Raw genomic sequence first — 12,847 nt, forward strand, 5'->3', positions numbered from 1 at the left:
CAAATTAACGCAGCAGCAGATAAATGGTTTCGTTGCCGCGCACGATATTGAGCGCCATCACCGGTGGCTTGGCCTCCAACACTTTACGCAGCGTGGTGATGTTGTCCACGCGCTGACGGTTGACGCCGATGATCACGTCGCCTTTCTGCAGGCCGATCTGCGCCGCCGTTGACCCTTTATCCACGTTCTCCACCTTCACGCCCTTGTCGCCGCTCGGCAACGCGCCATTGCTGAGGGAAACACCCTGCAGCGCCGGCGACAGCGTTTCGGCGTTGGTCGAGGCGCTCTCGCTGTTGTCCAGCGTGACCGAGACTTCCTGCGGTTTGCCATCGCGCAGCAGGCCCACCTTGAGGGTTTTGCCCGGCGCGGTGGTGCCGACTTTGGCGCGCAGTTCGGCGAAGCTGCTCACCGGTTTACCGTCGACGGAGACCAGGATATCCCCGGCCTTGATGCCCGCCTTGGCGGCGGCGGATTTCGGCAGCACTTCGCTGACGAAGGCGCCGCGCTGCGCGTCGGTGTTGAAGGCTTTGGCCATATCCGGGGTCATTTCGCTGCCCTTGATGCCCAGCAGGCCGCGTTTCACTTCGCCGAATTCAATCAGCTGCTGGCTCAGGTTCTGCGCCATATTGCTCGGAATGGCGAAACCGATGCCAACGTTGCCGCCGCTCGGCGCCAGAATGGCGGTATTAATGCCGATCAGCTCGCCGTTCAGGTTAACCAGCGCGCCGCCGGAGTTGCCGCGGTTGATGGAGGCGTCGGTCTGAATGAAGTTTTCCAGCCCTTCCAGATTCAGGCCGGAGCGGCCCAGCGCCGAGATAATGCCGGAAGTGGCGGTTTGGCCCAAGCCAAACGGGTTGCCGACCGCGACGGCAAAGTCACCGACGCGCAGCTGATCGGAATCGGCCATCTTGATGGCGGTCAGGTTTTTGGTGTCGCTGAGCTGCAGCAGGGCGATGTCGGATTGCTCATCGCGGCCGACCAGCTTGGCGTCCAGCTCGCGACCGTCGTTCAACTGCACGCGGATTTTATCGGCGTTGTTGATGACGTGGTTGTTGGTCAGCACATAACCTTTGGCGGCGTCGATGATCACGCCGGAGCCCAGCCCTTCAAACGGACGGGAGCTTTGCTGCTGGCCGGGGAAGTTAGGGCCGAAGAAGCGTCTGAACTCTTCCGGCAGTTGTTGACGCTGCACCTGAGTGCCGGCGACATGCACGCTCACTACGGCGGGCAAGACTTTTTCCAGCATCGGCGCCAGGCTCGGCAGCGGCTGCCCCTGAACGGCGACGGGCAGGGCCGCGTTGGCCACCGGTACGGAGCTGAGCGTCAGGCCGAGGCTCATTGCCAATGCACTAAGAATTAACGACTTTTTCTTCATTGATTATAACTCTCTCAATACCTGCCGATGAAAATTTGATGATAAGGCAATCACCTTGTCATAGTGAAGGGTAAGACCGTGAATTTGCGTGCAAAGTTCAGTAAAGGTAATACGAGGGAAGGTCAAGACGGTAAACGGAGGAAGCCCGCGGGTGGCCCCGCGGGCGAAGGGGGTCAGTCGCGGCGCGCGCTTTGCCCGCGCAGCAGGCCGGAGGCGCCTTCCGAATAGTCGCGCGGCATTTCCACCGGCGCTTGATCGTTGTCTGCTTCCGCTTCGGTCAGGCGATAGCGGAACGGATTTTCCTGCATCGGCAGATCCGGCAGCAGGTTGTTCGAGCTTTTCGCCATGTGCTGATACAGCTGACGATAATCGCGCGCCATGTTGTCCAGCAGCTCGGCGCTGCGGGCAAAGTGGCCGACCAGCTCCTGACGGTACTCTTCCAGCTCGGTTTTGCTCTTGTCCAGCTCGTTCTGCAGGACTTGTTGTTGACGTAATTTACGGTTGCCAAAACGCATCGCCACCGCACCAATCACGATACCGACGACCAAACCAATCAGCGCATACTCCCAGGTCATGATGACTCCTATTTTGACTTCGTTGTTCCGCAGGGATTTTTCACTTAATAATATCCACTATAACCGTTAACCTTGTCCGAGTGGAATCCTGATGCGCTTCCACCTAATTTTTACAGGGTTTTCAGCGGCGCCCGCAGCGGGCATTTGTGGCGATAACGGTGCGAATCGGCATCAACTTGCCGCCAACGTTGGCTAAATAATTTCTAAGCGTTCTTAGGGAACATCGAACAGATGCAGGCACTATCACCGTTATCTCGCTACCAGCAGGCGCTGGATGCGGGGGAATATCAGGCCGATGAGGTTCAACGCCGGGCCGTCACTCAACTGGATCGCATTTATCAGGCTCTGTTGCAAAAGCCGGCGGCGAGCGCGCCTGCCGGTGGGCTGCGCGGTAAGCTCAGCCGCTTGCTGGGCAAGGGCGGCGACACGGCGCCGCAGCGCCCGGTGCAGGGGCTGTATATGTGGGGTGGCGTCGGGCGCGGCAAAACCTGGTTGATGGATATGTTCTTCCACAGTTTGCCGGGCGATCGCAAAATGCGTCTGCACTTTCACCGCTTCATGCTGCGGGTGCATGAAGAGCTGACCGAGTTGCAGGGGCGGGAAAACCCGCTGGAAATCGTCGCCGACGGCTTTAAGGCCGAGACCGACGTGCTGTGTTTCGACGAATTCTTCGTGTCCGACATCACCGACGCCATGCTGCTGGCCACGCTGCTGCAGGCGCTGTTCGCGCGCGGCATTACGCTGGTGGCCACGTCGAACATCCCGCCGGACGATCTGTACCGCAACGGTCTGCAGCGGGCGCGTTTCCTGCCGGCCATCGATCTGATCAACGAGTACTGCGACGTGATGAACGTCGACGCCGGCATCGACTATCGTCTGCGTACCCTGACCCAGGCGCACCTCTACCTGACGCCGCTGAGCGACCAGACGCGCGAGACGCTGGATCGGATGTTCGTTAAGCTGGCGGGCAAGGCGGGGGATGACGCGCCGGTGTTGCAGATCAACCATCGGCCGCTGCAGGCTATCCGTTCGGTGGACGGCGTGCTGGCGGTGGATTTCCACACACTGTGCGAAGAGGCGCGCAGCCAACTGGACTACATCGCGCTGTCGCGGCTGTATCACAGCGTGATCCTGTATAATGTGCGGGTGATGGGGCCGCTGAAAGAGAATACCGCGCGCCGTTTCCTGGCGTTGGTGGACGAATTCTACGAGCGGCACATCAAGCTGGTGATCGGCGCTGAAGCGTCGATGTTCGAGATCTATCAGGGGGTGCAGCTGAAATTTGAATTCCAGCGCTGCCTGTCGCGCCTGCAGGAAATGCAGAGCGAAGAGTACCTCAAGCTGCCGCATTTGCCCTGAGTCTGCCGGGCTTGCCGCCGCCGTATCGCCGGTTGTCCGCCGCCGGCGATAAATTTATTTTCCATTCAAAAACCGTTCGATCTTTGTGAGCGACTTCTCTATAATCTTGCGACCCCACGTTACAACAAAGTTTTTTTTCCCAAAAACTTTATAGTGCCGGCAATGGCTATTCGAAGGGGTAGGTTTGCTGGACTTGTATGGTCGTGTGAGCCTCAACTGTTTTCGAGCGTTTGGGTGTTCACCAACGTGTAACTAATTATTGGGTAAGCTTTCTAATGAAAACTTTTACAGCTAAACCAGAAACCGTAAAACGCGACTGGTACGTTGTTGATGCAGATGGTAAAACTTTAGGCCGTCTCGCTACTGAACTGGCTCGTCGCCTGCGCGGCAAGCATAAAGCGGAATACACCCCGCACGTGGATACCGGTGATTACATCATCGTTCTGAACGCTGACAAAGTTGCTGTAACCGGCAACAAGCGTACAGACAAAGTGTACTACCACCACACCGGCCACATCGGTGGTATCAAGCAAGCGACCTTTGAAGAGATGATTGCCCGCCGTCCTGAGCGCGTGATTGAAATCGCGGTTAAAGGCATGCTGCCAAAGGGCCCGCTGGGTCGTGCTATGTTCCGTAAACTGAAAGTTTACGCGGGCACCGAGCACAATCACGCGGCACAGCAACCGCAAGTTCTGGACATTTAATCGGGATTAATGGCAATGGCTGAAAATCAATACTACGGCACTGGTCGCCGCAAAAGCTCCGCCGCTCGCGTCTTCATCAAGCCGGGCAACGGTAACATCGTTATCAACCAGCGCAGCCTGGAACAGTACTTCGGTCGCGAAACTGCCCGCATGGTAGTTCGTCAGCCGCTGGAACTGGTCGACATGGTTGGCAAACTGGATCTGTACATCACCGTTAAAGGTGGTGGTATCTCCGGTCAAGCTGGCGCTATCCGTCACGGTATCACCCGTGCACTGATGGAGTACGATGAGACTCTGCGTTCTGAACTGCGTAAAGCTGGCTTCGTCACCCGTGACGCTCGTCAGGTTGAACGTAAGAAAGTCGGTCTGCGTAAAGCACGTCGTCGTCCGCAGTTCTCCAAGCGTTAATTTCCGCTGCTTCGGCAGTGCGATTTACGCAAAAAACCCGGTGCTTCACCGGGTTTTTTTATGCCTGAAATTCGCCTTCCCCGACTAAAATCTGTGGCATATCAGACAATTCAACATGAATTCGCCGCAGCGCCCCCACAAAACAAGCAAAATCTGGTAAACTATCACCCACTTTTGCGCCTGTTCGCCGTGCAGTTGACCTCCTGGGCCGGTTTTTTATGGGTTCGGGTCGCGCTGCGTGCTGCCGGCCTGCGGCAAGATTATTCAGGATAGCAGCCTGTCAGTTGGCTATTCGCAGTATTTTCTAGATAACTTGGAGGTTTTCATGGCTGTCGCTGCCAACAAACGTTCGGTAATGACGCTGTTCTCTGGCCCGACCGACATTTTTAGCCATCAAGTACGCATCGTACTGGCGGAGAAAGGTGTCAGCGTCGAGATCGAGCAGGTCGAAATGGATAACCTGCCGCAAGATCTGATTGACCTCAACCCTTATCAGACGGTGCCTACGCTGGTCGATCGCGAACTGACCCTGTATGAATCCCGCATCATCATGGAATACCTGGATGAGCGCTTCCCGCACCCGCCGCTGATGCCGGTTTACCCGGTTGCCCGTGGTGAGAGCCGTCTGATGATGCTGCGCATCGAGAAGAACTGGTACTCGCTGATGGACAAGATCGAGAAGAGCAGCGGTCAGGAAGCAGAATCCGCCCGCCGCCAGCTGCGTGAAGAGCTGCTGGCGATCGCGCCTATTTTCGGCCAGGCGCCGTATTTCATGAGCGAAGAGTTCAGCCTGGTGGATTGCTACCTGGCACCGCTGTTGTGGCGTCTGCCGCAGCTGGGCATCGAGTTGAGCGGCGCCGGCTCCAAAGAGTTGAAAGGCTACATGACCCGCGTCTTCGAACGCGACGCTTTCCTGGCTTCCCTGACCGAAGCCGAGCGTGAAATGCGCCTGCAAACCCGGGGCTAAGCGCGATGGACATGTCTCAGATGACGCCGCGTCGCCCGTATCTGCTGCGGGCGTTCTACGACTGGCTGCTGGATAACCAGCTGACGCCGCACCTGGTGGTCGACGTGACTCGCCCTGATGTTCAGGTGCCGATGGAGTTCGCGCGCGATGGCCAGATCGTGTTGAATATCGCGCCGCGCGCGGTAGGCAACCTGGCGTTGGGCAACGAAGACGTGCAGTTCAACGCGCGCTTCGGCGGCGTGCCGCGCCAGGTTTCGGTGCCGATGGCCGCCGTGCTGGCGATTTATGCGCGTGAGAACGGCGCCGGCACGATGTTTGAACCGGAAGCCGCCTACGATGAAAGCGAAGGCGTGTTCGAAGGTTTGGACAATGAGACGATCCCTTCGGAAACGTTGATGTCAGTGATCGACGGCGATCGCCCGGATACCGCGGAAGATGACGGCCCGGACGACGAACCGCCGCAGCCGCCGCGCGGTGGCCGCCCGGCGCTGCGCGTGGTGAAATAAGCCCGCGTGAACAAACGAAAAAGCACCCCGTGGGGTGCTTTTTTTTGCCCGGACGAAGTGGATCAGCCTTTCAAGGCGGCAATGCAGGCATCGCGCGGCGCGCTGAGATCGCCTACGCGCACGGTGGACAGCGCGCGGGCCGCGCGCTCACGGAAGCTGGTGATGGCGGTGTCGCCTTGCACTTCCGGCGGCGCGGTGCAGATGTCATTGAGCGGCAGATCGTTGCCTTTGTTGAGCGCCTGCAATACCGCCGCCGGGTTGTAGATCAGGGCGGCGGAGAGGGCAGATTTAATGCCGGCGGTAAATCCGGCATTGCCGCCGCCGGCCAGCTTGGGCGCCAGGGCAATCCAGCTGTCGTCCCCCAACCGGATGCTGTTTTCCACGGCGCCGAACTGCCCGGCCTTGCCCAACTGCGCCACGACCGGCCGCGCGCCGCGCGCTTCGATATTGTAACCAACCTCCTGCGAATCCAGCGCCAGGGCTGAGGCGCTGAAACTGACGGCCAGCAGCGCGCTGGCCAACAGGGAAATGGAGCATTTCATGTTCGCTATCCTTATCTCGGTGTCAGGCGCAGCCGCGCCCTGCAATGGTGCTAACTCAATACTATAGCGCGTTGAGGCAGTGAGGAGGGGGGAGGTTGTTACAAAGCGTGGCCGATTAAAACAAAGGCCCGGCAATGTGCCGGGCCTTTGGCGGTACGGAAGGTTTACACTTCCAGGTAGTTCATGATGCCGTCTGCCGCTTTGCGGCCTTCGGCGATCGCCGTCACCACCAGGTCGGAGCCGCGGACCGCGTCGCCACCGGCGAAGATTTTCGGGTTGCTGGTCTGGAATGCGTTGTCGCTGCCTTCCGGCGCCACGATGCGGCCCTGTTTATCGAGCTGCACGTCGTGCGCCGCCAGCCAGTCCATACGGTGTGGGCGGAAGCCGAACGCCATCACCACCGCGTCGGCGTCGATCACGTGTTCGGACCCCGGCACCTGCTCCGCCGCCTGGCGGCCGTTGGCATCCGGTGCGCCCAGCTGAGTGCGCACCATTTTCACCCCGGCCACGCGGCCGGCGCTGTTCAGTTCGATGCTCAGCGGCTGCAGGTTGAACTGGAAGTCCACCCCTTCTTCCCGCGCGTTCTTCACTTCGCGTTTGGAACCCGGCATGTTGGCTTCGTCGCGGCGGTAGGCGCAGGTGACCTGCGTCGCGCCCTGACGCACCGAGGTGCGCACACAGTCCATGGCGGTATCGCCGCCGCCCAGCACCACCACCCGTTTGCCTTCCATGCTGACATAAGGCTCGTGCTGCTCGGTTTCATACCCCATCAGCTGCTTGGTGTTGGCGATCAGGAACGGCAGCGCGTCGTACACGCCCTGCGCATCCTCATTCTCCAGCCCGCCACGCATCGATTGATAGGTGCCGACGCCGAGGAACACCGCATCGTACTCGCTCAGCAAAGTCTCCATGCTGACGTCTTTGCCCACTTCGGTATTCAGCTGGAACTCGATGCCCATCTCGCTGAAGATGCCGCGGCGTTTGACCATCACTTCCTTTTCCAGCTTGAAGGCCGGGATGCCGAAGGTCAGCAGACCGCCGATCTCAGGATGACGGTCATACACCACCGCCTTGACGCCGTTGCGGGTCAGCACGTCAGCGCAGGCCAGACCGGCGGGGCCGGCACCGACGATCGCCACGCGCTTGCCGGTCGGCTGCACGTGCGACATGTCCGGCTTCCAGCCCATTTCGATGGCCTTATCGCTGATGTAACGCTCGATATTGCCGATGGTGACCGCGCCGAACTCGTCGTTCAGGGTGCAAGACCCTTCGCACAGGCGATCCTGCGGGCATACGCGGCCGCACACCTCCGGCAGGCTGTTGGTCTGATGCGCCAGGTCCGCCGCTTCCATGATGCGGCCTTCGTTGGCCAGCTTCAGCCAGTTCGGGATGTAGTTGTGCACCGGGCACTTCCACTCGCAATACGGGTTGCCGCAGGACAGACAGCGGTCCGCCTGGGCTTTGGCCTGGGTTTCCGAAAACGGTTCGTAGATCTCGACGAACTCGATTTTGCGGATCTTCAGCGGTTTCTTAGGCGGATCAACACGCTGCAGGTCGATAAATTGATAAACGTTCTGGCTCATTAATGACCTACCTCTTACACTGCGCCTGCACCCGCAGCTCGGCTGCGGAACGGCTACGGTGACCCAACAGCGCTTTGACATCGCTGGACTTCGGTTTGACCAGGGCGAACTTCGGCGCCCACTCCGGCCAGTTGGCCAGGATCTCTTCCGCGCGGGAAGAGCCGGTCGCCTGCACGTGTTCGGTGATCAGGCCGCGCAGATGCTCCTCATGGATCGCCAACTGATCGACATCCAGCACTTCCACCAGCTCCGGGTTCACGCGCTTGCGGAACTCGCCGTCTTCGTCCAGCACGTAGGCGAAGCCGCCGGTCATGCCGGCGCCGAAGTTGATGCCGGTTTTACCCAGCACGCAGACGATGCCGCCGGTCATGTATTCGCAGCCGTTGTCGCCGATGCCTTCCACCACGGTGATGGCGCCGGAGTTGCGCACCGCGAAACGCTCGCCCGCGCGGCCGGCGGCGAACAGCTTGCCGCCGGTGGCGCCGTACAGGCAGGTGTTGCCGACGATGCTGGCTTCATGGCTGCGGAAGGCGGAGCCGATCGGCGGACGCACCGCGATGCTGCCGCCGGCCATGCCTTTGCCGACATAGTCGTTGGCGTCGCCGGTCAGGGTCAGCTCGACGCCGCCGGCGTTCCAGACGCCGAAGCTCTGCCCGGCGGTGCCGGAGAAGTGCGCCTTGATCGGATCGGCCGCCATGCCCTGATCGCCGTGCACGTTGGCGATAGCGCCGGACAGCATGGCGCCCACGGAGCGGTCAGTGTTGCGAATGTCGAAGTAGAAGGTTTTACCCTGTTTCGCTTCGATATGCGGCTGTGCCTGCGCCAGCAGCTCTTTGTTCAGCAGGCCCTTGTCGAACGCCGGGTTGCTGCTTTCGGTGCAGTACACCGCTTTACCCGGATGCGGCGTGGCGGTTTTCAGCAGCGGCGACAGATCCAGCTTGTTCTGCTTGGCGGAAATGCCGTCCAGCTCGGTCAGGAACTCGGTGCGGCCGATCAGATCCACCAACTGGCTCACGCCAAGTTGCGCCATGATCTCGCGGGTTTCACGCGCGATAAACTGGAAGTAATTCGTCACGCGTTCCGGCAGGCCGTGGTAGTGATCGCGGCGCAGCTTGTCGTCCTGCGTCGCGACGCCGGTCGCGCAGTTGTTGAGGTGGCAGATGCGCAGGTATTTGCAGCCCAGCGCCACCATCGGCCCGGTGCCGAAGCCGAAGCTTTCCGCGCCCAGGATCGCCGCTTTGACGATGTCCACGCCGGTTTTCAGGCCACCGTCCACCTGCAGGCGGATCTTGTGGCGCAGACCGTTGGCCACCAGCGCCTGCTGGGTTTCCACCAGGCCCAGTTCCCATGGGCAGCCGGCATATTTCACCGAGGACAGCGGGCTGGCGCCGGTGCCGCCGTCGTAACCGGCGATGGTGATCAGATCGGCATAGGCTTTCGCCACGCCGGTGGCGATGGTGCCGACGCCCGGCTCGGACACCAGTTTCACCGAGATCACCGCCTTCGGGTTGACCTGCTTCAGATCGAAGATCAGCTGCGCCAGATCTTCGATCGAATAGATGTCGTGGTGCGGCGGTGGGGAGATCAGCGTCACGCCCGGCACCGAGTAACGCAGTCTGGCGATGTACGGGGTGACTTTGTCGCCCGGCAGCTGGCCGCCTTCGCCCGGCTTGGCGCCTTGCGCCACCTTAATCTGGATCACGTCGGCGTTCACCAGGTAGGCCGGCGTTACGCCGAAGCGGCCGGAGGCCACCTGTTTGATGCGCGACACCTTGTTGGTGCGGTAGCGCGCCGGATCTTCGCCGCCTTCGCCGGAGTTGGAGAAGCCGCCGAGGCCGTTCATGGCGATCGCCAGTGACTCGTGCGCTTCCGGGCTCAGCGCGCCGATCGACATCGCCGCCGTGTCGAAGCGTTTGAACAGCGATTCCGCCGGTTCGACCTGATCGACCGGGATCGGTTCGCCTTTCGGCGTGATGGCCAGCAAATCGCGCAGCATGGCGACCGGCCGCTCGTTCACCAGCTTGGCGTAAGCCTGATAGTCGCTGTACTCGCCGCTGTGCACCGCTTTTTGCAGCGAGTTCACCACGTCCGGGTTGTAGGCGTGGTATTCGCCGCCGTGCACGAATTTCAGCAGGCCGCCTTGCTCCAGCGGTTTGCGTTTCAGCCAGGCGCGCTTGGAAAGGTTCTGCAGATCCTGCTGGAAATCGCTGAAGCTGGCGCCGCCAATGCGGCTGACCACGCCCTGGAAGCACAGATCCGCCAGATCGCGGTGCAGGCCGACCGCTTCGAACAGCTTGGAGCAGCGGTAAGAGGCGATGGTCGAAATGCCCATCTTGGACATGATCTTGTACAGGCCTTTGTTGATGCCGTTGCGGTAGTTCAGCATCACGTCGCGGTATTTCTTGTCGATCGCCTGGCTGTCCACCAGCTTGGCCAGGGTTTCATACGCCAGATACGGATAGATGGCGGTCGCGCCGAAGCCGAGCAGTACGGCGAAGTGGTGCGGATCGCGGGCGCTGGCGGTTTCAACGATCAGGTTGGCGTCGCAGCGCAGGCTTTTTTCCACCAGGCGGGTTTGCACGGCGCCGACTGCCATCGGAGCAGGCACCGGCAGGCGGCCGGGCGCGATGGCGCGGTCGGACAGCACCAACAGCACCGCACCTTCACGCACCTTGCGTTCCGCTTCGTCGCACAGGGCGCGAATGGTCTGCTCCAGATCCTGCTGCTGCGGATCGAAGGTCAGATCGAGGGTCTCGGCGCGATAGTATTCGCCTTCCAGCGTGGTGAGCTGTTTGAAATCGGAGTACAGCAGGATCGGCGATTTGAAGCTCAGGCGGTGCGCCTGGCCTTCGGCTTCGCAGAACACGTTCATTTCGCGGCCGATGCTGGTGGCCAGCGACATGACGTGCGCTTCGCGCAGCGGATCGATCGGCGGATTGGTGACCTGCGCGAACTGCTGGCGGAAATAGTCGTAAACGATGCGCGGCCGGCTGGAGAGCACGGCGAACGGGGTATCGTCGCCCATCGAACCGGTGGCTTCCTGGCCAATTTCGCCCAGCACGCGGATCACCTGATCCAGCTCTTCACTGCTGTAGCCGAACTGTTTCTGATAGGTTTCGAGCTGCGCGTCGTCGAGCTCGCGGCTGCCGACCTGATCGTCCGGCAGATCTTCGAACGGCACCAGGCGTTTGACGTTTTTCTCCATCCACTCTTTATACGGGTGGCGGCTTTTCAGATCGTTGTCGGTTTCCGCCGAGTGCAGGATGCGGCCGCTGCGGGTGTCGATCACCATCAGCTCGCCGGGGCCGACGCGGCCTTTTTCCACCACTTCATCCGGCTGGTAATCCCAGATGCCGACTTCGGAGGCGCAGGTGATCAGCTTGTCTTTGGTGATCACGTAGCGCGCCGGGCGCAGGCCGTTGCGATCGAGGTTACAGGCGGCGTAGCGGCCGTCGGACATCACGATGCCGGCCGGGCCGTCCCACGGCTCCATGTGCATCGAGTTGAAGTCGAAGAAGGCGCGCAGATCGCCGTCCATGTCCGGGTTGTTCTGCCAGGCCGGCGGCACCAGCAGGCGCATGGCGCGGATGAGATCCATCCCGCCCGCCAGCAGCAGCTCCAGCATGTTGTCCAGCGAACTGGAGTCGGAGCCGGTTTCGTTGACGAACGGCGCGGCGGCCTGCAGATCCGGGATCAGCGGCGTTTGGAATTTATAGGTACGGGCGCGCGCCCACTGGCGGTTGCCGGTGATGGTGTTGATTTCGCCGTTGTGCGCCAGGTAGCGGAACGGCTGCGCCAGCGGCCAGCGCGGCACGGTGTTGGTGGAGAAGCGCTGGTGGAACAGGCAAATGGCCGACTCCAGGCGCAGGTCCGCCAGATCGAGATAGAAGCGCGGCAGATCCGCAGGCATGCACAGGCCTTTATAGATCGTCACCAGGTTAGAGAAGCTGCAGACGTAGAAACTGTCGTCCTCCACGCGTTTCTCGATGCGGCGACGCGCCACGAACAGGCGGCGCTCCATATCACGCGGGCGCCAGCCGGCCGGGGCGTTAACGAAGATTTGCTCGATGCGCGGCAGGGAGGAGAGGGCGATTTCACCCAGCACGTCCGGGTTGGTCGGCACTTCGCGCCAGCCGACGATCGACAGCGTTTCGTTTTGCAGCTCTTCTTCCACGATGCGGCGGCTGAGGCGCGCTTCCTCTTCATTCTGGCTGAGGAACATCATGCCGACGGCGTAGTTCTTGGCCAAACGCCAGCCGCGCTCTTCCGCCACCATGCGGAAGAAACGATCGGGTTTTTGCAGCAACAGGCCGCAGCCGTCGCCGGTCTTGCCGTCGGCGAGGATCGCGCCGCGGTGCTGCATGCGGGCCAGCGCGTGAATGGCGGTGCGCACCACCTTGTGGCTAGGTTCGCCTTCTATATGGGCGATCAGGCCGAAACCACAGTTGTCCCTCTCTTGGGATTTATCGTACAACATATCGTGAACCTCCCCAGGCTCTGCGTGACTCTCACAACCTACTGCGAGGGGGCTTCCCAATTTCAGGCAGAAGTCCAATCAGCAAGTTAACCCCGCCAATCTGCTTTTCCGCCCTCCATCAATGGCCTCTCGTGACGGTCTCACAAGTGGTATAGGACTTGTTTTAAGAGGGAGTCTTCAATTACTGCATAAATATGACGAGACGTTTGCCCGTCCAGAAAGCTTCCAGCGGACTTCCAACTTAGCGAGAAAGAATTCGCAGGTCAAATGTGGGCTTAAGATAGATTCTTATCGAATTAATGATGTTTATTTATTTGAAAAATAAGTATTTTAATGCATTTTTGCACTATC

10 protein-coding genes are annotated in these 12,847 nt (G+C 60.4%); 5 read left to right on the forward strand and 5 right to left on the reverse strand.

What is annotated here, in order from left to right; translation table 11 throughout:
* Positions 1-4: 4 nt before the first annotated feature.
* Both degQ and zapG read right to left on the reverse strand, forming a co-directional pair.
* A complete protein-coding gene (degQ, locus tag ACSBQV_RS16590) occupies positions 5-1,375 on the reverse strand; it encodes a serine endoprotease DegQ (protein WP_025304368.1) in 1,371 nt (456 codons plus the stop codon).
* 173 nt (positions 1,376-1,548) lie between these two features.
* Positions 1,549-1,950, reverse strand: coding sequence for a Z-ring associated protein ZapG (zapG, locus tag ACSBQV_RS16595; RefSeq protein ID WP_004937074.1), 402 nt, complete (start codon positions 1,948-1,950; stop codon positions 1,549-1,551).
* A gap of 231 nt (positions 1,951-2,181) precedes the next feature.
* Between zapG and zapE the strand changes: the two genes are divergently transcribed.
* The 5 genes from zapE (at position 2,182) to sspB (ending at position 5,894) form a co-directional block, all read left to right on the forward strand.
* Positions 2,182-3,309, forward strand: coding sequence for a cell division protein ZapE (gene zapE, locus ACSBQV_RS16600; protein ID WP_072626925.1), 1,128 nt, complete (start codon positions 2,182-2,184; stop codon positions 3,307-3,309).
* A 275-nt stretch (positions 3,310-3,584) separates the two neighbouring features.
* Positions 3,585-4,013: a 50S ribosomal protein L13 gene (gene rplM / locus ACSBQV_RS16605; RefSeq protein ID WP_004937079.1), complete on the forward strand. Its 429-nt coding sequence runs from the start codon at positions 3,585-3,587 to the stop codon at positions 4,011-4,013.
* A 15-nt stretch (positions 4,014-4,028) separates the two neighbouring features.
* Entirely contained in the window at positions 4,029-4,421 is a 393-nt protein-coding gene (gene rpsI / locus ACSBQV_RS16610) for a 30S ribosomal protein S9 (RefSeq protein WP_004937080.1), read from the forward strand.
* A 325-nt stretch (positions 4,422-4,746) separates the two neighbouring features.
* Positions 4,747-5,388 carry a stringent starvation protein SspA gene (gene sspA / locus ACSBQV_RS16615; RefSeq protein WP_004937082.1) on the forward strand — a complete coding sequence of 214 codons (642 nt, stop codon included), beginning with the start codon at positions 4,747-4,749 and terminating at the stop codon, positions 5,386-5,388.
* A 5-nt stretch (positions 5,389-5,393) separates the two neighbouring features.
* Positions 5,394-5,894: a ClpXP protease specificity-enhancing factor gene (sspB, locus tag ACSBQV_RS16620; protein ID WP_025304365.1), complete on the forward strand. Its 501-nt coding sequence runs from the start codon at positions 5,394-5,396 to the stop codon at positions 5,892-5,894.
* Between the two features lie 62 nt (positions 5,895-5,956).
* Here the strand turns inward: sspB and ACSBQV_RS16625 are convergent, their stop codons facing one another.
* The 3 genes from ACSBQV_RS16625 to gltB all read right to left on the reverse strand — a co-directional run bounded on the left by ACSBQV_RS16625 (position 5,957) and on the right by gltB (position 12,496).
* Positions 5,957-6,436: a hypothetical protein gene (locus ACSBQV_RS16625; protein ID WP_099783931.1), complete on the reverse strand. Its 480-nt coding sequence runs from the start codon at positions 6,434-6,436 to the stop codon at positions 5,957-5,959.
* 164 nt (positions 6,437-6,600) lie between these two features.
* Positions 6,601-8,019, reverse strand: a complete 1,419-nt coding sequence (locus ACSBQV_RS16630) for a glutamate synthase small subunit (protein ID WP_033644505.1) — start codon at positions 8,017-8,019, stop codon at positions 6,601-6,603.
* A 7-nt stretch (positions 8,020-8,026) separates the two neighbouring features.
* The gene (gene gltB, locus ACSBQV_RS16635; RefSeq protein ID WP_434991469.1) at positions 8,027-12,496 is read right to left on the reverse strand and encodes a glutamate synthase large subunit; all 4,470 of its coding nucleotides are present in this window, start codon (positions 12,494-12,496) and stop codon (positions 8,027-8,029) included.
* Positions 12,497-12,847 lie beyond the last annotated feature (351 nt).

The sequence above is a fragment of the Serratia sp. B501 genome (assembly GCF_051172315.1).
GTDB lineage: Bacteria > Pseudomonadota > Gammaproteobacteria > Enterobacterales > Enterobacteriaceae > Serratia > Serratia ureilytica.